General features: G+C 71.4%; 22 protein-coding genes. 9 read left to right on the top strand and 13 right to left on the bottom strand.

Going from position 1 to position 24,357, the window contains the following annotated elements:
* Positions 1 to 108: 108 nt before the first annotated feature.
* Positions 109 to 720, top strand: coding sequence for a TetR/AcrR family transcriptional regulator (locus AC0KTA_RS21430; RefSeq protein WP_481049831.1), 612 nt, complete (start codon positions 109 to 111; stop codon positions 718 to 720).
* A 10-nt stretch (positions 721 to 730) separates the two neighbouring features.
* On the opposite strand, the gene AC0KTA_RS21425 is transcribed toward AC0KTA_RS21430, so the two are convergent.
* From AC0KTA_RS21425 to AC0KTA_RS21390, 8 genes are all read right to left on the bottom strand, one after another.
* Complete coding sequence (locus tag AC0KTA_RS21425; protein WP_481049830.1) at positions 731 to 1,372, bottom strand: NADPH-dependent F420 reductase; 642 nt, start codon at positions 1,370 to 1,372, stop codon at positions 731 to 733.
* Positions 1,373 to 1,482: 110 nt separating this feature from the next.
* Positions 1,483 to 3,009 (bottom strand): aldehyde dehydrogenase family protein, encoded by a 1,527-nt coding sequence (locus AC0KTA_RS21420; RefSeq protein ID WP_481049829.1) that lies wholly within the window; start codon positions 3,007 to 3,009, stop codon positions 1,483 to 1,485.
* Positions 3,006 to 4,739, bottom strand: coding sequence for an N-acyl-D-amino-acid deacylase family protein (locus AC0KTA_RS21415; protein ID WP_481049828.1), 1,734 nt, complete (start codon positions 4,737 to 4,739; stop codon positions 3,006 to 3,008). The genes AC0KTA_RS21420 and AC0KTA_RS21415 overlap by 4 nt, the downstream gene beginning before the upstream one ends.
* Before the next feature lie 168 nt (positions 4,740 to 4,907).
* Entirely contained in the window at positions 4,908 to 6,023 is a 1,116-nt protein-coding gene (locus tag AC0KTA_RS21410) for an LLM class flavin-dependent oxidoreductase (protein WP_481049827.1), read from the bottom strand.
* 96 nt (positions 6,024 to 6,119) lie between these two features.
* Entirely contained in the window at positions 6,120 to 6,908 is a 789-nt protein-coding gene (locus tag AC0KTA_RS21405; protein ID WP_481049826.1) for an SDR family NAD(P)-dependent oxidoreductase, read from the bottom strand.
* A 36-nt stretch (positions 6,909 to 6,944) separates the two neighbouring features.
* Positions 6,945 to 7,907: a TIGR03619 family F420-dependent LLM class oxidoreductase gene (locus AC0KTA_RS21400; RefSeq protein WP_481049825.1), complete on the bottom strand. Its 963-nt coding sequence runs from the start codon at positions 7,905 to 7,907 to the stop codon at positions 6,945 to 6,947.
* Between the two features lie 116 nt (positions 7,908 to 8,023).
* Entirely contained in the window at positions 8,024 to 8,623 is a 600-nt protein-coding gene (locus AC0KTA_RS21395; protein ID WP_481049824.1) for a pentapeptide repeat-containing protein, read from the bottom strand.
* An 88-nt stretch (positions 8,624 to 8,711) separates the two neighbouring features.
* Positions 8,712 to 9,977 carry an amidohydrolase family protein gene (locus tag AC0KTA_RS21390; protein WP_481049823.1) on the bottom strand — a complete coding sequence of 422 codons (1,266 nt, stop codon included), beginning with the start codon at positions 9,975 to 9,977 and terminating at the stop codon, positions 8,712 to 8,714.
* Between the two features lie 247 nt (positions 9,978 to 10,224).
* On the opposite strand from AC0KTA_RS21390, the gene afsR reads away from it, so the two are divergent.
* The 5 genes from afsR to AC0KTA_RS21365 all read left to right on the top strand — a co-directional run bounded on the left by afsR (position 10,225) and on the right by AC0KTA_RS21365 (position 15,194).
* A complete protein-coding gene (gene afsR, locus AC0KTA_RS21385; protein WP_481049822.1) occupies positions 10,225 to 13,278 on the top strand; it encodes an SARP-family global regulator AfsR in 3,054 nt (1,017 codons plus the stop codon).
* 203 nt (positions 13,279 to 13,481) lie between these two features.
* Positions 13,482 to 13,667: a sigma-like protein gene (locus AC0KTA_RS21380; protein WP_481049821.1), complete on the top strand. Its 186-nt coding sequence runs from the start codon at positions 13,482 to 13,484 to the stop codon at positions 13,665 to 13,667.
* A 183-nt stretch (positions 13,668 to 13,850) separates the two neighbouring features.
* A complete protein-coding gene (locus tag AC0KTA_RS21375; protein ID WP_481049820.1) occupies positions 13,851 to 14,048 on the top strand; it encodes a hypothetical protein in 198 nt (65 codons plus the stop codon).
* Between the two features lie 87 nt (positions 14,049 to 14,135).
* Positions 14,136 to 14,747: a hypothetical protein gene (locus tag AC0KTA_RS21370; protein WP_481049819.1), complete on the top strand. Its 612-nt coding sequence runs from the start codon at positions 14,136 to 14,138 to the stop codon at positions 14,745 to 14,747.
* A 63-nt stretch (positions 14,748 to 14,810) separates the two neighbouring features.
* Complete coding sequence (locus tag AC0KTA_RS21365) at positions 14,811 to 15,194, top strand: VOC family protein (RefSeq protein ID WP_481049818.1); 384 nt, start codon at positions 14,811 to 14,813, stop codon at positions 15,192 to 15,194.
* A 39-nt stretch (positions 15,195 to 15,233) separates the two neighbouring features.
* Here AC0KTA_RS21365 and AC0KTA_RS21360 read toward each other — a convergent pair whose 3' ends face one another.
* The 4 genes from AC0KTA_RS21360 to AC0KTA_RS21345 all read right to left on the bottom strand — a co-directional run bounded on the left by AC0KTA_RS21360 (position 15,234) and on the right by AC0KTA_RS21345 (position 19,236).
* The gene (locus AC0KTA_RS21360) at positions 15,234 to 15,857 is read right to left on the bottom strand and encodes a Uma2 family endonuclease (RefSeq protein WP_481049817.1); all 624 of its coding nucleotides are present in this window, start codon (positions 15,855 to 15,857) and stop codon (positions 15,234 to 15,236) included.
* 133 nt (positions 15,858 to 15,990) lie between these two features.
* Positions 15,991 to 16,881, bottom strand: coding sequence for a hypothetical protein (locus AC0KTA_RS21355; RefSeq protein WP_481049816.1), 891 nt, complete (start codon positions 16,879 to 16,881; stop codon positions 15,991 to 15,993).
* Positions 16,882 to 16,985: 104 nt separating this feature from the next.
* Positions 16,986 to 17,501, bottom strand: coding sequence for a hypothetical protein (locus AC0KTA_RS21350; protein WP_481049815.1), 516 nt, complete (start codon positions 17,499 to 17,501; stop codon positions 16,986 to 16,988).
* Between the two features lie 121 nt (positions 17,502 to 17,622).
* Positions 17,623 to 19,236 carry a FadD3 family acyl-CoA ligase gene (locus tag AC0KTA_RS21345; RefSeq protein WP_481049814.1) on the bottom strand — a complete coding sequence of 538 codons (1,614 nt, stop codon included), beginning with the start codon at positions 19,234 to 19,236 and terminating at the stop codon, positions 17,623 to 17,625.
* 103 nt (positions 19,237 to 19,339) lie between these two features.
* Here AC0KTA_RS21345 and AC0KTA_RS21340 point away from each other — a divergent pair, with 103 nt between their 5' ends.
* The 3 genes from AC0KTA_RS21340 (at position 19,340) to AC0KTA_RS21330 (ending at position 21,831) form a co-directional block, all read left to right on the top strand.
* Positions 19,340 to 20,491, top strand: coding sequence for a lipid-transfer protein (locus AC0KTA_RS21340; protein WP_481049813.1), 1,152 nt, complete (start codon positions 19,340 to 19,342; stop codon positions 20,489 to 20,491).
* 78 nt (positions 20,492 to 20,569) lie between these two features.
* Positions 20,570 to 21,028, top strand: coding sequence for a Zn-ribbon domain-containing OB-fold protein (locus AC0KTA_RS21335; protein ID WP_481049812.1), 459 nt, complete (start codon positions 20,570 to 20,572; stop codon positions 21,026 to 21,028).
* Entirely contained in the window at positions 21,025 to 21,831 is an 807-nt protein-coding gene (locus AC0KTA_RS21330; RefSeq protein WP_481049811.1) for an enoyl-CoA hydratase/isomerase family protein, read from the top strand. Before AC0KTA_RS21335 ends, AC0KTA_RS21330 begins: the two co-directional genes overlap by 4 nt.
* A gap of 21 nt (positions 21,832 to 21,852) precedes the next feature.
* Here the strand turns inward: AC0KTA_RS21330 and afsK are convergent, their stop codons facing one another.
* Entirely contained in the window at positions 21,853 to 24,348 is a 2,496-nt protein-coding gene (gene afsK / locus AC0KTA_RS21325) for a protein serine/threonine kinase AfsK (RefSeq protein WP_481049810.1), read from the bottom strand.
* Between the last annotated feature and the right edge of the window lie 9 nt (positions 24,349 to 24,357).

Below are 24,357 nucleotides of genomic sequence, written 5' to 3'. Positions count from 1 at the left end.
ATCGAATGACCGGCAGTCAGTCAATCAGAGTGACTGACCGCCGGTCAATGAAGAGAACGCAGTGATCGACAGAGTTCTGACCGCTGGTCAGTCGGCTAGGGTGAGAGCATGCCGCCCCAAGCCAAGCCCCGGCGCAAACGCGTCGCCAAGAGCCCGGACGACCGCCGCGAGGACATCCTGCGCGGCGGCGAGAAGGTCTTCGCCGAGGTCGGGTTCGAGCGGGCGACCATCACGGAGCTCGCCGACGCCGCGGACATCGGCAAGGGCACGTTCTACCTGTACTTCGACTCCAAGGACCACCTCCTCGGCGCCCTGTGGGAGCGGTACGTCGACGGCATCGCCGACATCGCGGAGAGCTTCCTCACGGACGACGCGGACTGGTGGCCGACCCTGGACCGGCTCCTGACCGCCCTCGTCGAACACGCCGTACGCAACGCCGAGTTGCACCGGACCGTCTACGGCTCCGCCAACGCGAAGGCCCTGGAGATCTGCAAGCAGGCCAACCGCCGCGTGGTCGAGCGCATCTGCGCGTACGTCACGGAAGGCGCCGAGGCCGGAGCCTTCCGGGCCGCCGACCCCGCGATGACGTTCCGTCTGATCTACCACGGCATCGACGGCCTCCTGGACGACCTGATCTCCCAGGAGGCCCGGATCGACACCGCCGACCTGGTGTCCCACGTCCTGTCCCTCACGCACCGCGCCCTGCGGAACCCCGCGTGACGCCCATCCCTCAGTCCCCGCGGTGCGGCACCACGCGGATGCCGAAGTCGTAGGAGCCGAGTGCGCCCGCGATTCCCATGAACAGCAGGGCGAAGTGTTCCTGGCCGCGGGCGGTTTCGATGGGGCCGAGGTCCAGGTGGGTGGACTCGGGCCAGCCGAGGTCGGTGAGGAGGGTGGCGGTCGTCTTCTTGGCCTGGGGGTCGTTGCCGGAGAGGAAGACGGTGGCCGGGCCCGTGAGGTCGGCGGGGGCCGTCATCACGATGGCGTCCATCGTGCTCAGGGTCTTGACCACCCGGGCGTCGGGGAACGCCGTCTGGATCTCCTCGCCGAGGGAGACGGCGGGGTGCGAGAGAGCCATGCCGTGGGGCTCCTCGGTGAAGCCGACGGCTATGTCGATCAGCAGCTTTCCGCGCAGCTCGGCGCTCACCGTGCGCAGGAGGGCGACGGATTCGGTGCCGGGGGTCGCGTTCACCACGACCTCCGCCCGCGCCACCGCCTCCGCGACCGTGACCACCGGCACCCCCGACTCCTCCGCCAGGTCCGCCTTCGCGGCCGGGTCCCGGGAGCCGAGGACCACCTCGTGGCCCGCCGCGGCCCAGCCCTTGGCCAGCGCCCGGCCGACATTCCCTGTTCCGATCAGTGCAAGTCTCATGGGGAGGACGCTAGTTCGGGCTCACGGGGGGCCGTATCCGTCCAAGGGACTACCCAGGGACCAGCCCGGCCCTAGGGCCGAGGGCCTGGGCCGGGGGCCGGGCCGGGGGGCTACCCCGCCCACACCACCGCCTGCGTCTCGCTGTACGCGTGCAGTGCGTACGACCCGCAGTCCCGCCCCACCCCGCTCTGCTTGAAGCCGCCGAACGGGGCCTCCATGTTGCGGCCGATGGTGTTCACGCCGACCCCGCCCGCCCGCAGCCGCCGGGCCACCCGGAAGGCGCGGGCCGCGTCGGCCGACCAGACGTAGTCGAGCAGGCCGTAGTCGCTGTCGTTGGCCAGGGCCACCGCTGTGTCCTCGGCGGTCTCGCCCTCGCCGTCGAAGGGGACGACCACGACGACCGGGCCGAAGATCTCCTCCCGGACCACCCGCATGTGCGGCGCGCAGTCGGCCAGGAGGGTGGGCGTGACGTAGAAGCCCCGCGGCAGCGGGGAGGCCGGGGGTTCGCCGCCCGTCACCACCCGCGCGCCCTCCTTGCGGCCCAACTCCACGTACGACTCCACCCGTTCACGATGCGCCGCCGAGATCAGCGGGCCGACCACCGTGTCCCGCTCCCTCGGGTCCCCGACCTTCAGGTACGAGGCGTAGCGCGCCAGCTTCTCCAGCAGCGGCTCGTACACCCGCCGGTGGACGATCACCCGCGTCGGCGCCGTACAGATCTGGCCGCTGTAGAAGGAGAACGTCGTGCCGATGCCCGCCACCGCCGCGTCCAGGTCCGCGTCCTCGAAGACGACCGCCGCGCCCTTTCCGCCCAACTCCATGAGCTGGCGTTTCATGCCGCGGCCGCAGACCTCCCCGATGCGCTGTCCGACCGCCGTCGAGCCGGTGAAGCTCACCATGTCGACGTCGGGCGAGTCGACGGCCGCCTCGCCGACCTCGGGGGCCGCGCCCGACACGACGTTCACCACGCCCGGCGGCGCCCCGGCCTCCTCGAGTGCCGCCGCCATCCGGTACACGGACAGCGGGTCCTGCGGGGCCGGCTTCACGACGACGGTGTTGCCCATCGCCAGGGCAGGGGCGATCTTGCCCGCCGGGTTCGCCCAGGGGTTGTTGTACGAGGTGATGCAGGTGACGACGCCGACGGGCTGCCGGACGGCGACGGCGCCGAGCACACCCGCCTTGCCCATCGGACCCGCCTCGTTCACCTGAGGCGGCAGTCCCGTCTCCACCGGCTCCAAGGCGCCGCGCGCGTACCGCCGGAACCGCGCCACCGCCACCGCGACCTGCATGCCGCGCGCCGTGCCGGTCGTCGCGCCGGTCTCGGCCCGCGCCAGCTCCGCGTGCGCGGCGAAGTCCCGCTGGACGATGTCGGCGGCGCGGTCGAGGACGGCCGCCCGCTCCGACGGCGGCGTACGCGACCACGTCTCGAAGGCCGCCCGCGCCGCCGACGCCGCCTGCCACACCTGCGCCCGGCTCGCCTCGGGGGCCAGGCCGACGACGCCCTCGGTCGCCGGGTCGATCACCTCATAGTGACCGCCCTCGGGTTCCTCCCAGACCCCGTCGACGAACAGCCGCTGCGGACCACCCGCGGCTCCGGCCCCGGCGGGAGCTAAGCCGCCCACAGGGAAGTCGCTCACCGCGTGCTCACCGTCCTGGTGTCCCGCCCCGACCGCAGCACCGTCCCGGGCACCGCCCCGGTCACCACGTCGTCGCGGATCACCTCGACGCCGTTGACCCACACGGCGTTCACCCCGATCGCCTTGGAGTCCAGGCGCGGGCTGTCGCCGGGCAGGTCGTGCACGAGGGTGGCCTTGCCCGCGTCGATCCGTTCGGGGTCGAAGAGGACCAGGTCCGCGTGGAAGCCCTCAGCGACCCGGCCCCGCTCCCGCAGCCCGAAGAGCCGCGCCGGGTCGTCGGTGAGCATCTTCACCGCCTGCTCCAGACCCATCAGCTTCCGGCCCCGCAGACAGTCCCCGAGGAAACGCGTCGTGTACGGGGCGCCGCACATGCGGTCCAGGTGCGCGCCCGCGTCGGAGCCGCCGAGCATGACGTCCTCGTGCTGCCAGGTCTCGGCGCGCAGCGCCCAGGAGTCCGGGTCGTTGTCGGTGGGCATGGGCCAAAGGACCGTACGCATACGGTCGTTGGCGCAGATCTCGACGATGCACTCGAAGGGCTCCTGGCCGCGCTCGGCGGCGATGTCCCGCACCACCCGGCCGGTAAGACCCTCATTCTCCGGGGAATACGTGTCACCGATGACATACCGGCCGAAGTTGGTGAGACGGCGGAAGACCCCGGCCTCCTTGCTGCCGGCGTGCCGCAGCATCCCGGCGCGGATGTCCGGGTCGCGGAGCTTCGCGACGCGCTCGGGAATGGGCAGGCCGAGGATGTCCCCCCACCCGGGGATCAGGTTCAGGGCGCAGAACGTGCCGAGCGACATGTTCATCGGCGTCAGGATCGGCATCGTAAGCGCCACGACACGCCCGCCCGCCTTCCGCGCCCGCTCACTCGCGACCAACTGCCGCGGCACGCGCTCGGGCACGGCGGCGTCGATCGTGAGGACGTTCCAGTTCAGCGGGCGCCCCGCCGCCGCGCTCATGTCCACGAACAGCTCGATCTCGGCATCGCTGAACTGGTCGAGACACCCGGCGACGATCGCCTCCAACTGCGTGCCCTCGTGCTCGGCGACCGCCCGCGACAGCGCGAGCAGCTCGGCGGGCCCGGCGTGCCGGGACGCCACCGGCTTGCCGTCACCGTCCGAGTGCGTCGAGGACTGCGTGGTGGAAAGCCCCCAAGCACCGGCCTCCATGGCCTCATGGAACAACGCGAGCATCCGATCCATCTGCGCGTCCGACGGCTGCCCACCCACGGCATCCGCCCCCATCACGTACCGCCGCAGCGCACAATGCCCCACCATGAACCCCGCGTTGACGGCGATCCGCCCCTCCAACGCGTCCAGATACTCCCCGAAGGAGTGCCACGACCAGGGCGCACCCTCCTCCAACGCCACCAGGGACATGCCCTCGACCTTGGACATCATCCGCCGCGTGTAGTCGGCGTCCTCGGGCCGCGCCGGATTCAACGGGGCAAGCGTGAAGCCACAGTTGCCGCCCGCGACCGTCGTCACCCCGTGGTTCAGCGACGGCGTCGCGTACGGGTCCCAGAACAACTGCGCGTCGTAGTGCGTGTGCGGATCGACGAACCCGGGCGCGAGAACCAGGCCGTGGGCCTCTTCACGGGTACGGGCCGCTTCCGCGACGTCCGCCGCGACGACGGCCACGCGCCCGTCCCGGATACCCACGTCGACGACACGGGCCGCGGCACCCGTCCCGTCGACGACGGTCGCACCTTTGATGAGATGGTCGAGCATGGCGGGAGGTCCTCCATTTCAGCGCGTTGCTTTCAGCCCGCCCCGGCGAAGTATTCAGCCCGTCCGGCGCTTGAGGACGAGCCGCGGAGCGGCGATAAGCGGGGGTCCAGGGGGCGGCAGCCCCCTGGTTACGGGAAGGGGCGGGCCTGGGGCGCCCCCCGCGAGGGCCTACGCCTGCCGCATCCGCGTGGTCCGATGCACAGGATCCGTGTCGATCTTCGGGATGACGTGCTCACCGATCAGCCGGATCGAGGTGAGCGTGTCCTCGTACGAGACCCCAATAGGCAGCCCGAAGGACAACTGGTCGGCCCCCGCCTGCTCCCACCGCTTGCACTGCCGAGTCACCTCCTCCGGATCCCCACAGATCATCAACTCCTCGGAGATGAGCAGCTCGATGATCTCCTCGGTGTAGTCGGGCAGCACCTCGGGCCACTCGGGAATCCCCTCGGGCCGCGGAAAGGTGTCGTGGTAGCGGAAGACCAGCGACTGGAGATAGTTGAGCCCGCCGCCGACGGCGATCCGCACGGCCTCCTCGTGCGTCTCGGCACAGATCGCCGTGGACGTCACCATCACGTTGTCGTTGACGAAGGCGCCGACGGGCTCGGCATCGCGGATCGCGGTCTTGTACTGCTCGAGCACCCACTCCATGTCGGAGACCTTCTGCACGGAGAACCCGAGCACCCCGAGCCCCTTCTTCGCGGCCATGGCGTACGAGGACGGGGACCCGGCGGCGTACCACATCGCGGGATGCGAGGCACCGTACGGCTTCGGGAAGACCTTGCGCGGCGGCAGCTGCCAGTGCTTGCCCCGGAACCCCTCGTACTCCTCCTGGAGCCACATCTTGGGGAACTCGGCGATGGTCTCTTCCCAGATCTCCTTGGTGTGGTTCATGTCGGTGATGCCCGGCAGGAAGCCGAGTATCTCGTGGGACCCGGCGCCGCGCCCGCTGCCGAACTCGAAGCGGCCCTCCGACAGATGGTCGAGCATGGCGACCTTCTCGGCGACCTTCACGGGGTGGTTGACCTGGGCGAGCGGATTGAAGATCCCCGACCCCAGATGAATCCGCTCGGTCGCGTGCGCGAGATACCCCAGAAACACGTCGTTGGCGGAGAGGTGCGAGTACTCCTCCAGGAAGTGGTGCTCGGACGCCCAGGCGTACTTGAAGCCCGACTTGTCCGCCTGGATGACGTACTCGGTCTCCTCCATCAGCGCCTTGTGCTCGGCTTGCGGGTCGGTCTCGGCCCGCTTGCCCACGTATCCCTGTACAAAGAGCCCGAATTCCAAGGAGGTTCACCGTCCTCGTCAGTTTCTGACGTACCGTCAGATCTATGCAGCCGACTGTTCCACCGCACGCCAGGACCGTCAATAGCTGATGTGGCGTCAGATGACGCTCACGCCTGCCAGCCAGCCGCCGTCGATCACGAACGGCTGCCCGGTGATGTACGCCGAGTCCTCCTCGGCGGTGAGGAACAGCGCGAGCCGGGCCACCTCCTCCGCCCGGCCCACCCGCCCGAGCGGCACGAGCTTGCGGTACAGCGCGTCCAGGCCGCGCGAGGCCTGCTCGGTGTCCGCCTGGGGGTCGAGGTGCGCCGGATTGCTCATGGCGGTGTCGATGGCGCCGGGGCAGACCGCGTTGACGCGTATGCGCTGTTTGGCCAGTTCGAGGGCGGCGACCCGGGTGAGGCCGATGATGGCGTGCTTGGTCGCGGTGTACGCCCCGACGTACGCCATGCCCGTCATTCCCGCGTACGAGGCGGTGTTCACGATGGAGCCGCCGCCGGCCGCGGCGATCTCGGGCGCGGTCGCCTTGATGCCGAGGAACACGCCGACCTGGTTGACCTGCACGATCTGCAGGAATTCTGCCAGCGGGGTCTTCACCAGCTCGTTGAAACGAAGAATCCCCGCGTTGTTGACCAGGCCGTCCACCTTGCCGAAGGCGCCCTTCGTGGCGTCGACGGCGGCGGCCCAGTCCGCCTCCTGGCTCACGTCCAGGTGGACGTACCGGGCGCGCTCGTGCCCCAGCTCCTTCGCCAGCGCCTCCCCCTGCTCGTCGAGTACGTCGCCGACGACGACCCGCGCGCCTTCCTCGACGAACAGCCGCGCCTCCTGCTCGCCCTGCCCGCGCGCGCCACCGGTGACGATGACGACGCGCCCGTCCAGCTTGCCCATGCCGGCCTCCTGGTTCGACTCAATGGAACGAACGCTCTATCCAAGGTGGGGCGCGACCTCCGCGCCGAACGCCGCCATCTGGTCGGTGAGTTCCCCGCGGCTGCGGCTGCGGAACCGCACCTGGATCTGGTGCACGCCCATCGCCGCGTACGCGCGCAGCGACTCCGCGAGGGCGGCGGGCTTCCCGCTGAGCGTGCGCCGCCCGACGGGCCAGGTGGGCTCCCCCACGTACAGCGGCTCGGTGATGGCGCCGACGGTGAGCGGCGCCTCGATGCCGGCTTCCGCCCGCAGCCGCTTCAGCTTGGCGATCTGGTCGGGGAGCCGGTCGCGCGGGTCGCCCTGGGGCAGCCAGCCGTCGCCGCGCACGGCGGCCCGGCGGACGGCGGCGGGCGAGGAGCCGCCGACCCAGATAGGCACCCGTCGCTGCGCGGGGCGGGGCCGCTGGCCGAGCCCCTCGAAGGCGAAGAACTCACCCCGGTACTCGGGGAACTCCCCGGGCCCGAGCGCGGCCCGCAGCGCGTCCACGGTCTCGTCGAGCACGCCCCCCCGGCGCGCGAAGTCGACGCCGAGCGCCTCGAACTCCTCCGCCACGTGCCCGGCGCCGACACCGAGGATGAGACGGCCGCCGCTGAGGTGGTCGAGGGTCGCGTACTGCTTGGCGCTCAGCAGGGGGTGACGCAGGCCGACGATCGCGACGTGGCTCAGCAGCCGGATGCGCTCGGTGGCGGCGGCGAGGTACGCGAGCGTGGCGACCGGGTCGTACCAGGTGGTGCCCATCGCGTCCGCGAGCCGCCGCGGGATCGCGACGTGGTCACAGCTCGCGAGGTACGCGAACCCGGAGCGGTCCGCGACGCGGGCGATCTCCACCAGATCCCCGACGCCCGCCTCCGCCTCCCACGACTCCGCGAAGAGGGCGCTCTGCGACTGCACGGGAAGCTGCATCCCGTACGCGAGCCGCCCCGGAGGAAAGACTTCCGCCGTGCCCGGCACCGGCACCATAGGACCTCAACCCCTCGCCCTGATCTGACGGCGTGTCACTTACTACGACGGCCCACATCGTCGTACCTGACGACCCATCAGACAAGAGCTGCGCGCGCCCCGCGTCACCGCACCCTTCAGCCCACCTCGAAGCCGAGTGCCCCGGCGATCACCGCCGCCTGGTCCGGGTCGATCTTCGCGCCGCCGATCTGCGCGGTCAGCGGATCGAGGGCGGAGAGGTCGCTGCCGCGCAGGTCGGCCCCGGCGAGCCGGGCGCTGCGGAGCTGGGCGCCGGAGAGGTCGCAGAGCGTCACCGTCGCCTCCTCCAGGCGGGCGGCCCTGAGGTCGGCCTCGCGCAACCGCACCCCGTCGAACACGGCCTTGTGCAGGTCGGCGCCGGACAGCGCGACGAACGACCAGTCGCCGCCGCGCACCTCGAGGACCGTGAACGTACAGTCCTTGAAGAGGCTCCCCATCACCTTGCACTGATCGAAGCGGGTGTCGAAGAACACGCACCCCCGGAATGTGCAGTTCGTGAACGCCGACGACGAGAAGCGCGCGGCGTTGAACCTGACCCCGGCGAACGTGCAGCCGGTGAACCCGGCGCCCTCCGCCTCGGCCTCCGTCAGGTCGGTGTCGAAGAACGTGCACCCCTCGAAGAACCGGCCCGACAGATCTCGTCCGTACCAGTCCTCGTCCCGGACGGTCTCGTCCCGTACCACCTCGTTGCCAGCCATGTCCTCGATTGAACACGGCCCCACTGACAATCGCCCTTCGAGGACCTCAGGCCCTTCGAGGGCCCCGGGCACTGCGAGGTCGAGGACCTCAGGCCCCGGGCCCGGGCCACAGCCCGTCCTCCGTCAGGCCCAGAAGATCGATCGCGTTGCCGCGGACGATCCGCTCCACGACGTCCGGGGCCAGGTGCCCCATCTGCTCCTCGCCGACCTGGCGGGACTTCGGCCAGGTGGAGTCGGAGTGCGGGTAGTCGGTCTCGTACAGGACGTTGCCGACGCCGATCGCGTCCAGGTTGCGCAGGCCGAAGGCGTCGTCGAAGAAGCAGCCGAAGACGTGGTCGGCGAAGAGCTCGGACGGCGGCCGGTGCACCTTGTCGGCGACGCCGCCCCAGCCGCGGTTCTCCTCCCAGACGACGTCGGCGCGCTCCAGGATGTAGGGGAGCCAGCCGATCTGCCCCTCGGCGTACATGACCCGCACGTTCGGGAAGCGCTCGAACTTGCCGCTCATCAGCCAGTCGACCATGGAGAAGCAGCAGTTGGCGAAGGTGATGGTGGAGCCGACGGCGGGCGGGGCGTCGGCCGAGGTGGACGGCATCTTGCTGGAGGAGCCGATGTGCATGGCCACGACCGTGTCGGTCTCGTCGCAGGCGGCGAGGAAGGGGTCCCAGTAGTCCGTGTGGATCGACGGCAGCCCGAGATGTGGCGGGATTTCCGAGAAGGCGACGGCCCGCACGCCGCGCGCCGCGTTGCGCCGGACCTCCGCGGCGGCCAGTTCCGCGTCCCAGAGGGGGATGAGGGTGAGCGGTATCAGCCGACCTTGCGCGGAGGGGCCGCACCACTCGTCCACCATCCAGTCGTTGTACGCCCGTACGGCCAGAAGACCCAGGTCGCGGTCGGGCGCCTCGGTGAAGGTCTGGCCGCAGAAGCGCGGGAAGGTGGGGAAGCACAGGGCGGACTGGACGTGGTTGACGTCCATGTCGGCGAGGCGGTCCGGGACACTGAAGGAGCCGCGCCGCATCTGCTCGTACGTGATCACTTCGAGCTTGATCTCGTCGCGGTCGTAGCCGACGGCGGTGTCGAGGCGGGTCAGCGGGCGGTGCAGCTCCTCGTACACCCACCAGTCCCCTATGGGGCCATCGTCCCCTTTCTCCCCCATGATCGGGGCGAACTTCCCGCCCAAAAAGGTCATTTCCTTGAGCGGTGCGCGGACGATGCGCGGCCCCCGGTCGCGGTACTTCGCGGGGAGGCGGTCCTGCCAGACGTGCGGGGGCTCCACCGTGTGGTCGTCCACCGAGATGATCCTCGGGAACGGCGGCGCGTCGGGGGCGGCGTCCTGAGTGCTCTCCATGGTCTCCATACGGCTCACGGTAGCGCGGATCTGACGATCCGTCAGTTGTCCGGATCCGGTCACTGGTGCGGGAACCCTGTGAGAGCCGTCTCCCACGGCTGACGCATCCGCTCCGGACAAGGCAAACTGTGCTGCGCAGCGAGTCTCACGGGCTGGGCAGGCCCGCGGGCGGGCACAAACCAGGCACAGCCGGGCACAGTTGGGCATATTTGAACGGACTTCAGCAACTGCGTGCGGCAGGGCAGCAGGGGGAGCGATGGACGGACTACCGCGAGTGCCGGATCAGCGGCGTTCGACGGCGGCAAGCGACCCTGGGACAGCGGCGCGGCGGGGCGAACCCGTCGCGGCCGGAGGGCGGGGCGAACCCGTTGCCGCCGGGCGCAAGGACGGGCCTTCGGGGCCGGACGGGCACGACGCGACGCAGGATGCGCGCTTCAGCGTGCTCGGACCCGTACGCGCCTGGCTCGGCGCGGAGCAACTGCCCACCGGTTCCCCGCAGCAGCGTGCCCTGCTCGCGGCCCTCCTGCTGCGTGACGGCCGAACCGCCACCGCCTCCGAGCTGATCGACGCCATCTGGGGCGAGGAGTCGCCGTCGCAGGCCCTCGCCGCTATCCGTACGTACGCGTCCCGGCTGCGCAAGGCGCTCCCGCCCGGGGCCCTGGTGAGCGAGTCGGGCGGCTATGCCGTGCGGGCCGCCGAGGGCGCGCTCGACCTGGCCGAGGCGGAGAAGCTGTGGTCGGCGGCCGAGCGGGCGCGCGGGCTCGGCGATCTGTACCAGGCCCGTTCCCTGGTCAACGAGGCGCTGTCGCTCTGGGACGGCGAGCCGCTCGCCAACGTCCCCGGTCCGTACGCGGACACGCAGCGCACCAGGCTGGAGGAATGGCGGCTGCAGCTCCTCGAGTCCCGCCTCGACATGGACCTGGAGCAGGGCTGCCACGCGGAGTCCGTCTCCGAGCTGACCGCCCTCACGGCCGCGCACCCCCTCCGGGAGCGCCTGCGCGAACTCCTCATGCTCGCCCTCTACCGCTCGGGCCGGCAGGCCGAGGCCCTCGCCGTGTACGCCGACACGCGCCGGCTGCTCGCCGACGAGCTGGGCGTCGACCCGCGCCCCGGCCTCCAGGAGCTCCAGCAGCGCATCCTCCAGGCCGACCCGGCCCTCGCCGAGCCGTCGGCGCCCGCCGCCGAGCCGTCCGCCGGAGTGGTGCGCCCCGCGCAACTTCCAGCCACGGTCCAGGACTTCACGGGCCGCGTCTCCTTCGTCAAGGAGCTCAGCGACATCCTGTCCACCGCCGAGGGCCGCGTCATGGCCGTGTCCGCGCTCGCGGGCATCGGCGGCGTGGGCAAGACGACGCTCGCGGTGCATGTCGCGCACGCGGCGCGCACGCACTTCCCGGACGGGCAGTTGTACGTCGACCTCCAGGGCGCGGGCCCGCGGGCGGCGGAGCCGGAGACGGTGCTCGGGGCGTTTTTGCGGGCTTTGGGTACGGCGGACTCCGCGATTCCGGACTCCCTGGAGGAGCGGGCCGCGCTCTACCGGTCCGTCCTCGACGGCCGCCGCGTGCTCGTCCTGCTCGACAACGCCCGCGACGCCGCGCAGGTGCGGCCGCTGCTGCCCGGCATGGAGGGGTGCGCGGCGCTGGTCACCAGCCGGATGCGGATGGTGGACCTCGCGGGGGCGCACCTCGTCGACCTCGACGTGATGTCGCCCGACGAGGCGTTGCAGCTGTTCACGAAGATCGTGGGCGAGGAGCGGGTGGCGTCCGAGCGGGAGGCCGCGCTCGACGTGGTCGCCGCCTGTGGCTTCCTCCCCCTCGCCATCCGCATCGCGGCGTCCCGGCTCGCCGCGCGCCGCACCTGGACCGTCTCGACGCTCGCCGCCAAGCTCGCGGACGAGCGGCGCCGCCTCGACGAGCTCCAGGCGGGCGACCTCGCGGTCGAGGCCACCTTCGAACTCGGCTACGGCCAGCTGGAGCCGGCCCAGGCCCGCGCCTTCCGCCTGCTCGGCCTGGCGGACGGCCCCGACATCTCGCTCGCCGCGGCGGCCGCGGTGCTCGACCTGCCGGTCGAGGACGCCGAGGACCTCCTGGAGTCCCTCGTCGACACGTCGTTGCTGGAGTCGGCCGCACCGGGCCGGTACCGGTACCACGATCTCGTACGGCTCTACGCGCGTGCGTGCGCGGAACGGGACGAACTGCCGCCCAGCGAGCGGGAGGCCGCGCTTTCGCGGGTGCTGGACTTTTATCTGGCTTCGGCGGCTCGGGTGTACGCGATTGAGCGTCCTGGGGACAGGACGGTGGATCATCTTGAGGCCACGGAGCAGGCGGGCTTGGACTTCCAGGACGACGCGTCGGCGCTGGACTGGCTGCACGCGGAGGCCGCGTGCATTCTGGCGTGCGTGCAGCAGTCGCTGGGGGCGGACACACTGCGACGTGCGGTGGATCTGCTCCTGGCTTCCACGGATCTGGCCGAGTCGGGCGCCAGTTCCCTCCGGTTCGAGTTGGCGACTCGGGCCGCGAGGGATGCCGCCGAGTCCATCGGAGATCTGCATGCCGAGGGGCGTGCACGGACCAGCCTGGGCCAAGTCCTCATCAAGCTGGGCCACTTCGGCCAGGCCGCAGCCGAACTTGAACGAGCCATCGAGCTGGCGTCCCTGTCGGGCGACCCCTGGACCGAGGGAAACGCCCTCAACGAGCGCGGCATCGCCGCTTACTGCGTGAACGACTACGAGGTGAGCCAGGTTCATCTGCGCAAGGCGGCAGATGCCTTCCGGCACGACGGCAACCGGGCCGGAGAGGCGAGCGCCCTGTGCAACCTGTCCCGAGTGCTCGTCACCATGGGGCGTACGGCGAAGGCCATCGACCTGGCACACCACGGAATGGAGATCTACGCGGACCTGGGTCTCACCTTCCGCCTGGCCAACGCGAAGTACGCGCTGGGCATCGGTCTGAGCCACGCGGGGCGCCACACCGAAGCCCTCGAACAGCTCATCGACGCGCTGCGGGTGTTCGGAGAGAACCGGCAGCGCCTGTGGGAGGGCTCGGCCCACTACCGGATCGCGGAGGTCTACTTCTCGGCCCACCGTATGCCTCAGGCGGCGCAACACGCGGAGCAGGCACTCGCCACCGGGTGCATCGGCGGCGACTGGATGCGCGCCAACGCTCTGACCCTCCTGGGCCGGTCTCTCGACAGGCTGGGGCAACTGGACCGCGCACGGGCGTGCTGGCAGGAGGCCGTTTCCCTGCACGACAGGGCCGGGGCCACGGAGGCCGATGAAGTGCGGGCACTTCTCCGTCCTGTAGCGGCGGCGTGACACCGCTGTCGAGCGCGTTCATCGAACGTTTATGAGTGCCTGCCACTCTCTACTTATCGATCCGTCGCGTCGGGGGGCAGACGGGTCGCGTGGGCCCCACTAGCTAGTGTGAGCGGCCCGATCGCCCGTTCAGCGACCCTCGGGGGAGTTGCTGAACGGGCGATCCAGTCCTGGAGCCCCGCAGATGCACTGGAGTTGCCGACATGAGCGAAGCAAAGAAGAAGAAGCAGAAGATCACCACCCAGGGGGACGGCCACATCCCCGCCCCGCCGGAGGACGGCCCGGTCGCGTCCCCGCAGGGCGATGGCCACATCCCTGCCCCGCCGAAGGACGGCTTCACCACGAAGGGCGACGGTCACATTCCCGCCCCGCCGGCCAACGGCGCCTGACACTTTCTTCCCGACGGGGATCGGCCGCGGCGGCGCGGAGGGGGAGCCGCCGCGGCCGAGGTGTGTACGGATACCTGCACATACACGCCAACTGCCCAAGTTTTACGTGCACTTGTTCGGACATGGGCCGTTATGTGCGACTAGAGTCACTTGTTGAAAGTCTGCCCCCTCCAAGGAGTTGCAATGACTCGAACCAGAAAACTCATCGTCACTGTGGCCGTCATGGCCGCGGCGAGCGCCGGCGCCGCGGCCCCGGCCATAGCCGACAGCCACGCCCCGGCCCCGGCCGGTGACGGCCAGATGTCGACCGGTCCGCTGGGTGACGGCCACCTGCCGGCCCCGCCCAGCGACGGCCACCTGCCCAGCTCTCCGCAGGCCTGACCGCACCCCAGCACACTGATGTCCCGGGGCCGAGCCGCCGCTCGGCCCCGGTTCTCTGGTTTCAAGGCCCTGTGGAAGAGTCGCCCCATGCCCAGAACCGAGTCCCGGCCCCGGATTCCGTACGTCATACCCGCCACCGCCACCCTCCTGGGCGCCGTCCTCCTGACCGCCTGCGGTCAGGAGCGGCGGGACGACGCGGCGCCGCCCCGGGACGACGGGGTGGCGACCGGCACGCCCAGTGCCTCGGCCGACGTCCCCTCCCCCTACGTAGAACCCGGCGCGGGCGACGGCGCCCCGCACTACCGGGAGAACAACGCCCACCGCCGCCCCGGCGAGATGTCCGCCGCCAGCGAGAAGGCGGCCGACGCGCAGGCCAAGCGCGTGGAGGCGGTACTCAAGCGGCTGTGGGGGAAGCGGACGTGGGACCCGGACTCCGTACGGGCCGCGTTGCGGAGGGAGTTGGGGGCGGACGCCGGGAAGGCGGCCAGTAACAACGGGCAGAAGCTCACTGTGCAGAGCATGTACGCGCGGTGGGACAACGACAAGAACAAGAACGTCACCCCGGAGGGGGCGATGGTCGGGCTGCGCGTGCGGGACGACGCCTGCGTCACCGCCTTCGTCCAGAAGTCCAACTACGAGGCGAAGACGAACGGGCCGTTCATGGAGACGGGGTGCATGGAGCCGCCCGTCGGTCACTGAACCCGACAGGCGGCGGGCCAAATACGGTGGACCCGAGCCGTGCCGCTGCCCGATAGTGCCGCCATGACGACTCTCGTGCGGCACGTGACCTTCGACTGTTCCGACGCCTACGCGCTCGCGTCCTTCTGGGCCGAGGTCCTGGAGGGCGCGGTGTCCGAGGAGGACTTCCCGGGCGACCCGGAGGCCCTCGTGACCACCCCCGAGGGCCCCACGTTGCTCTTCGTGACCGTGCCGGAGAAGAAGGGCGTGAAGAACCGCGTGCACTTCGACCTGCAGCCGCAGGACCGCACGCGGGACGAGGAGGTCGCGCGGGTCATCGCGCTCGGCGCGACCCTCGTGGGCGACCACCGGCTGCCGGACGGCCGCGGCTGGGTGACGCTCACCGACCCGGAGGGCAACGAGTTCTGCGTGGAGCGCAGTGCGGGCGAGCGGGCGGCGACCGGCTGACCCGGTCCGCGCACCCGCGCACCCAGGCGGCAGCAGCCCTCAGAACTCGATCAGGCCGCGCAGGTCGATGTCGACCGGGAACGGCACATCCGTGGTCAGCTTGCCGGTGTGAGTGGGCTGTTCGGGGCTGGGGGCGTAGACGCTCGCCTCGTAGTGGCGCCAGAACTCGTGCACGACCGGGACGTCGTCCTCGCCGCGCTCGACGCGCCAGTAGTAGTCGATGCCCGCCTCCGCGTACATGCCCGGCTTGAGGAAGCGGTCGTCCTTGCGTGAGCCGGGCGAGACGATCTCGATCGCGAGAACGGCCTTCGCGGCGGGAATGCAATCCAGAGTCATTGCGTCGAGCCCGGTCTTGTCGAAGACGACCACGTCAGGCTTAAAGACGTTGTGCTCGTCGAACATGACCCATTGCTCGCTCATGACGACATACGGTGCGCGCCTGGCCAGTTCCAGACGCAGGTACAGCCGGTCCCGAACCAACTGATGCCAGACCTTCGCCACCCCACGAACCACGATGTTCCCATCCACGAGATCCCAGTCGAACGGGACGTCCAGCTCCTGAACCTGGTCCCATGTCCAGCCGTCCTTCGGCGGGTACATCCAGTTCTCGGAGTCGGCCGACACCTGCTGCTCGCCGTGTTCGCCGTGTGCCTCTGCGGCCATGACTGCTCCCATGGAGGAGATCGTGCAAGAAGGGATGCTGCGTCCTACCCGTATGACGGTAACGCCACTCGTACGAGTGCGCGCACAACGTCCCTGTCGTACGAGTGTGCGGGCGACGCCCCCAGCGGCCATGTCAGTGGCCCCTACGCGGGCACCGTGCCAGCGACGCCGTCACCACCACCGGCGCCGACCGCCCCGCCTCGAGCAATGCCTCGGCGACCAGCTCCACCAGCCACACCGCGATGTCCGGCGACCACTCCCGCGTGCGGCAGGCGAACCGGATCACCTCGCGCATCCCCTGAGTGTGCACCGCCTGATCGAGGTCGAGGGCCACTCCCGGGAGGTTGTTCTCCGCCACCGGCGGGGGGACGGGCGCGGCGACGTCCACCGCCCCCTGCGCCCGCTCCCGCACCGCCTCGCACAAGGGCGCCGCGTCGTCCTCGGCCGCTCCGCCCTCGCCGGGGCGGGCGGAGACGGTGACCACCACTTCGTGGCGGGCGTCCGGGTCCGCCATGCCGAACCACGGGGCCAACTCGGTCTGGTGGAAGGCCGTGTTGCGCTCGGCCGCCTGCAACGGCAGCAGCGCGTGCAGGCCGGTGAACGTCGTCGCGCCCACGCGGGCCAGGGTCTCGGACAGCACCAGGGCGATCGGCCGGACGGGCAGCCCCGGACGCGGCGGGTCCGTGAGAACCCCCGCTCCCAGCCACGCCAGCTGGTGCACCCCACCGTCCTGCGTCCAGTCGCCGCCGACCTCCTCATGAGCCCACGCCGTGGGGTCATGGGCGGCCATGACCCGGCCGTCCTCGTGCAGCAGGCCGCCCACGGTCTGCCAGCCGTAGGAACCGGCCCGGTCGACGGCGAGGAAGAGGAGTTCTTCCTCGACGGAGCCCTCGGCGTCGGAATCGGTCTCGGAATCGGTCGCGGCATCGGTGTCGGAACCGGCGTCCCGCTTCACGACCCGGTCGAACCACGGATACGTCTCAAGGACCCCGTGCAGGCCGACGATGACGGTGGGGGGAAACAAAGGCACTCCCGGAAAGCAGGCGGTGCTGGAAGGTTACTCTTCCAGCACCGCCGTCAACCGTTGGTCACGGGCCGCGACCGATCACAGACCGCGACCCGACCTGATCACAGACCGCAGCCCAGCCTCTGGGTCGGGGTGACCTTCCGGTAGCTGTCGTCCGCGTAGCCGATGAGGTCGACGTCGATGACGCTGCGGAAGTCGTACTGGCCCACGTTGTACGTGCACTTGTACGCGGCGGCCGTCCGCTTGCCGCTGCCGCCGCCGGAGTAGACGTTCTTGGCCGCCTTGGTCAGGGTCTTCCACTCTCCCCCGCGCTTGACCTGAAGCCACACCGTGACCTTGGCCTTGATCCCGGCCGGCCCGCGCAGGTTCTTCCACCAGCCGTGCGCGTTGATGTTGCCCCTCACCGTGTGCGAGAAGTGGACGTTGTCGCCCATGGTCTTGAACATGCCGACGCCGGGGCCGGCAGCGCTGGACGCCGTGTCGAAAGTGCTGACGGTGCTGTCGGCAGTGCCGCGCTGCCGCGGTGTGTCGTGGCTGTCGGCCTGGGCCGGTACGGCAGCGCCGACGGCCAGCAGACCGGCCAGGGCAGCGGCAGCCGCCCCCGTACGGATACGCACGTGGAGTTCCCCCTAATTGTTCGGACGCGTCACGCTCGACGCGACAGTCTGGCGCGCAGTCTAGAACACCTGCTCGGGGGCCCGGTCGGTGGCGCGGCCCACCGTGCCGACCGTCCGGCCCTCAGCCCGACGCCGGTCCCCGGCGCCGCAGTTCGTCCTTCAGCACCTTGCCGCTCGCGTTGCGCGGGAGCCCGGCCACGAACTCCACCTCCCGCGGCACCTTGTAGTTGGCCATCTCGCGCCGCGACCAGGCGATCACGTCGTCCGCGGTGAGCGTCGCGCCGGGGCGGCGCACCACATAGGCCTTCCCGACCTCGCCCAGGCGCGCGTCGGGCACGCCGACGACGGCCACGTCCGCCACGTCCGGGTGGACGCCGAGGAGTTGCTCGATCTCGGCCGGGTAGGCGTTGAAGCCGCCGACGATGAACATGTCCTTGATGCGGTCCGTGATGCGGAGGTTTCCGTCCGCGTCCAGGACGCCCACGTCGCCCGTCCGCAGCCAACCGTCGCCCGTCAGCACCTTCTTGGTCTCGGACGGGTCCTCGAAGTAGCCGCTCATGACGTTGTGACCGCGGACCAGGACCTCCCCCGGGCTGCCCGGCGGCAAGGGGTCACCGGCGGCCGACACCACCCGGACCTCCGTGTCCGGGATCGCGCGCCCCGACGTGGCCGCGATGACCTCGGCCGGATCGCCCCTGCGGCACATCGTGACGATGCCGCTGGCCTCCGAGAGGCCGTACGCGGTCAGGACGGTGGCGATGTGGAGTTCGGCGCGGAGGCGTTCCACCAGGCGCAGGGGCACCACGGCCGCGCCCGTCACCACGAGCCGCAGCGCCGACAGGTCGTGGCTGTCGCGGGCCGGGTGGTCGAGGAGGGACTGGTGCAGGGTGGGCGGTCCCGGAAACACCGAGATGCGTTCTGCGGCGATGTTCGCCAGGACCGTGTCCACGTTGAAGACCGGCTGCGGGACCATCGTGGCGCCCCGCATCAGGCAGGCGACGATGCCGGCCTTGTAGCCGAAGGTGTGGAAGAACGGGTTCACGATCAGATAGCGGTCGCCCTCGCGCAGTCCGGCGAGATCGCTCCAGATCGCGTAGCAGCGCAGGGTCTGGGCGTGCGTGATGACGGCGCCCTTGGGCCGTCCTGTGGTGCCGGACGTGAAGACGATGTCGGAGGGCCACTCCCCGCGGACGGCCGCGCCCCGCGTCCGTACCGCCTCGCCCGTGACCGGGTCGCCGCTCGCCATGAAGTCCTTCCAGGTGCGGAAGGACTCGGGGGCGTCGTCGGCGAGCACGACCACCTGCTCCAGGTGCGGCAGGCCGGGGAGGGGGCCGTGGCCCGGCCCTTCGGCTGCGGCCCGGCGCAGCGACGCCACGTACGAAGTCCCCAGGAACGTACCGGTGATGAACAGCAGCTTCGCCCGCGAGCGCGCAAGGACGTACGCCGCTTCGGCGCCCTTGAAGCGGGTGTTGAGCGGGACGAGGACCGCGCCCGCGCCCACCGCGCCGAGGGCGGAGACGATCCAGTCGAGGGTGTTGGGCGCCCAGACGGCGACGCGGTCGCCGGGCTCGACGCCGCTCGCCACGCAGGCGGCGGTGGCCCGTGCGATCCGGTCGCCGAGTTCGCGGTACGTCACGCGGGTGCGGCCGTCGACGACCGCCTCCCGGTCCGCGTACCGCTCCGCCGCCGCCCGGACCAGGCCCGGCACGCTGCCCCACTCCAGGTCGCCGCGCATCGCTGCTCCCCTCCCGCACCCGATAGCTGACTAACCGTCAGATTAGCGGTAGCCTGACGCGCTGTCAGCAGCGAGGTGACGACGTGACGCGGAGGTGCACGCCATGGCTTCATCGCTCAAGGACGCCACAGCGATCGCAGGTATCGGACAGACTCCGTTCGCCAAGCAACTACCCGACAGCGAGAAGACGTTGGCGTGCCGGGCGATCGTCGCGGCGCTCGACGACGCGGGCATCGCGGCGTCCGAGGTGGACGCGTTCGCCTCGTACACGATGGAGGAGACCGACGAGGTCGAGGTGGCCAAGGCGATCGGCGCCGGGGACGCCACCTTCTTCAGCAAGGTCGGGTACGGGGGCGGCGGTTCCTGCGCGACGCTCGCGCACCTGGCCGCGGCGATCGCGACCGGGCAGGCGAGCGTGGGCGTGGCCTGGCGCTCCCGCAAGCGCGGCAGCGGGCCGCGGCCGTGGCGCAACACCACCGCCCAACTCCCCACCCCCGCCCAGTGGACGCGCCCCTTCGGCCTGCTCCGCCCCGCCGACGAGATCGCGATGCTGACGCGCCGCTACATGCACGAGTACGGCGCCACCCGCGACCACCTCTTCAATGTCGCCCTCGCCTGCCGCAACCGCGCCAACCAGAATCCCGCCGCGATGATGTACGAACGCCCGCTGACCCGGGACATGTATATGACCTCGCGCTGGATCAGCGAGCCGCTGTGCCTCTTCGACAACTGCCTTGAGACCGATGGCGCGTTGGCGTGTGTCATGGTGTCGGCGGAGCGTGCGCGCGACTGCCGCATGCGTCCGGTGTACGTCCACTCCGTCGCCCAGGGCCTGCCCGCGCAGCACCACGGCATGGTCAACTACTGGAACGACGACCCGCTGTCGGGCCCGGCGTGGACGGCCGCACGCCACCTCTGGAAACAGGCGGACTTCGGCCCGCAGGACGTCGACGTGGCCCAGATCTACGACGCGTTCACCCCTCTCATCCCGCTCTCCCTGGAGGGCTACGGCTTCTGCGGACGCGGCGAGGGCGGCGCGTTCACGGAGGGCGGCTCCCTGGAGATCGGCGGCCGCCTCCCCCTCAACACCGCGGGCGGCGGCCTGAGCGAGGCCTACGTCCACGGCTTCAACCTCATAACCGAGGGCGTCAAACAACTACGCGGCACGAGCACGGCCCAGGTCCCGGGAGCGACCACCTGCCTGGTGACGGCGGGCGAAGGGGTACCCACGTCGGCGGCCCTGCTGAGGACTTGATGCGCCCCGGCTGCCTAAGGGGCGCGGGGAACTGCGCGACCAGCCACAAACAAACCCGCACACGGAAGAGGCGAGCACATGGCAGACGCGACGCCGACAGAAACCCTGCTGACCCCAGTCGTGGACGACGACGGCGCCCCCTTCTGGGCCTACGCCGCCCAAGGCGAACTCCGCATACAGGCCTGCGCAAAAGACGCCTGCGGCGAGCTACGGTGGCCGCCAAGGCCCTGCTGCCCGCACTGCCAGTCCTTCGACAGCGAGTGGCGCCGGATGACCGGCAAGGGCAGGATCTGGTCGTACGTAATCCCGCACCCCCCACTCCTCCCGGCGTACGCCGCGCTCGCCCCGTACAACGCCGTCCTAGTAGAACTAGCCGACGCCCCCCGCATCCGGCTGGCCGGAAACGTAGTCGCGGGCCCGGGCGCACCGCCCAACTCCGTGCCGCCGGACCGCCTGCGGATAGGCGCGCGGGTCCAGGTGGTCTTCGCGGAACAGAACGGATTCACGGTGCCGCAGTGGGTACTGGAGCGGCCGTGACCAGGACAGGGGCGACACCGGCGGCAGAGGGGCTACGCGTCGACCGGGACGAGAAGACCGGCGTGGCCGTGGTGACCCTGGACCGCCCGGACCGGCACAACGCGGTGACCCCGGCCATGGCGGCCGAACTGTCCGCCACCTGGCGGGAGTTCCGCTACGACGACGCGGTGCGGGCGATCGTGGTCACCGGCGCGGGCGAGCGCGCGTTCTGCACGGGCATCGACCGCGACGCGAAGGTGCCGCAGCCGTCCTCCCCGTACACGATCGACGACCCGCTCCTCACCCTCGGGCCCAAGGCCAACGACCTGTGGAAGCCGGTGATCGCCGCCGTCAACGGCATGGCGTGCGGTGGGGCGTTCTATCTCATCGGCGAGGCGGAGTTCGTGATCGCGGCGGAGCACGCGACGTTCTTCGACCCGCATACGACGTACGGGATGGTCAGCGCGTACGAGGCCATCTCCATGGCGCAGCGGATGCCGTTCGGGGAGGTGGCGCGGATGTCCCTGATGGGGACGGCCGAACGGGTCTCCGCGCGGCGGGCGTACGAGATCGGCCTCGTGTCGGAGCTGGTGCCGGGGGACGGCGTGCTGGCGGCCGCCGTCCGGGCCGCCGAGACCGTCGCCTCCTTCCCCACGGAGGCCGTGCAGGGCACGGTGCGGGCCGTGTGGTCGGCCAAGGAGGCCGCCCGTAGCCAGGCGATGGCCCACGCGCCGCACCTCATCGCCCTGGGCAACGCGGCCCCGTCCGACCAAGCGGAACTGTTCGCTTCGCGCGGGCGGGGCGGGGGCTTCCGGACCCGGTAGGCCGGGGCGGCTCCGCGGCGGCTACCGCGACGTGGCCGTCCCCCGCTCCGCGTCCAGCGCGTACACACAGCGGTCCTTGCTGCAGGCGTAGACGATGCCGTCCCGGACGACGGGGGCGCCGGTGATCTCGCCGCCGGTGGCCAGCTTCCAGCGGAGGCGGCCGTCGTCGGCCTTGAGGGTGTACAGGAGGTGGTCCGTGGCGCCGAAGTGGATGCGGCGGTCGGCGACGACGGGCGAGCCGACGACTTCGCCGCCCGCCTGGAAGCGCCACTTCGGGGTGCCGGTGACGGCGTCGAGGGTGTAGAGCCCCTTGCCGCTGCCCACGTGCACGTGGCCGTCGGCGACGAGGACGGGGTCGACGGAGGACCGGGCCTCGGTGGCGATGCGCCAGCGGTCGCGGCCGTCGGTGGCGTCGAGGGCGTACACGGTGCCGAGGTAGTCGGCCAGGTACACGCCGCCGCCGGTGACGGCGGGGCCGGGGGCGAACGTGGGCGGGGAGAGGAACGCGGCGGGCGCCTCGAAGTGCCAGCGGACGTGACCGGCGGCCACGTCGACGGCGAGGACGCGGGTGCCGGCGGCGATGTACGCGTACCCGTCGGGCGCCTGCGTGACGCGGACGGGCACGCCGCCGCAGGACGCGCCGTCCCCGACGGGGTAGGACCACCGCTCGATGCCGGTGCGCGCCTCGACGGCCCGCAGCCGGGCGTCCTTCCAGACGTACACGGTGCCGTCGACGATGACGGGCGCGGCCTCGGGCGTCTCGAACTCGGTCTGGGCGTTGGTGATCTCCCAGAGCTTCTCGCCGTTGACGGCCTCCCAGCCCTGGACGCCGCCGCCGCGCGTGGCGGTGACGACGGTGCCCCGGTCGGCCTGGAGGGCGTACACCCAGGCGTCGGTCTGGATGCGCCAGAGGTCGGAGCCGTCGGCGCCGTCGAGGGCGTACAGAGTGGGCCCGTCGGAGGCGTGGATGCGGCCGTCGGCGACCGCCATGGACCAGGCGACGTCGCGGGTCTTGAAGCTGCGCCGGCCGGTGCTCACGTCGAGGGCGTGCACCTCGAAGGACGTGACGTAGACCAGGTTCCCGGCGACGGCGGGGGTGCCCCACACGTCGTTCGACATCCGGAACCGCCAGGGCCGCCAGGACGCGGGCGCCCCGGACCCCGCGGCCGCACCGGCACCGGCCCCGGCGCCACCCGTCACCGCCGGGTCGACCCCATTGGCCCCGCCGCCGTGCCGCCCGCCGGCCGGCGCGGGCGGCGGAGCGGATCTCGACCACGACCCGGCGAGCCCGGAGTCCACCGGCGGCACGGCGGCCCGCGCCTCGGCGACCCGCGGCCCGGGCCCGATCGGCACCTGCGCGCCCGCGAGCTGCACGGGCCCGGCGTCGGGCGCCCCCTGGACGGGCGGGAGCGGCGCCTGGAACGGCTGGGACGCCCCGGCGGGCGGCACCTGCGAGGGCACTCCGGAGGCGGGGGCGTGCGAGGGCGCGGCGGGCGCCTGGCGGGGCGGCGGCGGTACGGCGGAGACGGGCGCGGCGGCGGCCCCGGCGGCGGAGTTCCCGCGGGCGCCCCGGCCGCCGGACCCGCCGGACCCGGCGGAGACGCGCGCGGGCGGGCGTCCGCCCCGGCGGGCCTCGATGAGCGCGACGGCCCGCTCGGGCAGCCACGCGGAGGCGGTGCCGCTGTCGTCGCCGTGGCCCTCGGAGGCGAAGAGGTGGGGGGCGAGCTGGGCCTGGAGGTCGTTGGGCGTGGGCCTGCGCGGGGCCTCCATCTGCATGCAGGACTCGATGAGGGGCCGCAGCTCGTCGGGCAGGCCCTCCAGGTCGGGGCCCTCGCGCAGCAGCATGAAGACGGTCTCGACGGGGTTGGCGCCGTGGAACGGGGCGTGCCCGGTGGCGGCGAACACCAGCGTGGAGCCGAGCGAGAAGACGTCGCTGGCGCCCGTGACGCTGCGCGAGTCCTTGGCCTGCTCGGGCGACATGTAGGCGGGCGTGCCGACGGCGACGTTGGTCATGGTGAGGCGGGTGTTGGAGACGCCCGACGCGATGCCGAAGTCGATGACGCGCGGCCCGTCCTCGACGACGAGCACGTTGGACGGCTTCAGGTCGCGGTGGACGAGCCCGGCGCCGTGGATGGACTCCAGCGCCTCCGCGACGCCCGCGGCCAGCCACCGCACGGCCTGCGTGGGCAGCGGCCCGTGCTCGTTCACTATTTCCTCGAGGGAGGGCGCGGGCACGTACGCCGTGGCGAGCCAGGGCACGGCGGCGCGCGGGTCGGCGTCGACCACGGCGGCCGTGTAGAAGCCGGACACGGCCCGGGCCGCCTCGACCTCGCGGGTGAAGCGGACACGGAAGAGCTGGTCCTCGGCGAGCTCGGTCCGCACCGTCTTGATCGCCACGCGCCGCCCGGAGGCGGAGCGCGCGAGATAGACGAGTCCCATGCCGCCGGCACCGAGCCGTCCAAGGACCTCGAACGGGCCGATCCGCCGCGGATCGTGCTGCGTAAGCTGGTCCACCACTTGCCTGCC

The organism is Streptomyces sp. Y309, from assembly GCF_056712025.1.
The sequence above is the reverse complement of the archived record's forward strand: the minus strand, read 5'-3'. Positions and strand labels throughout refer to the sequence as shown.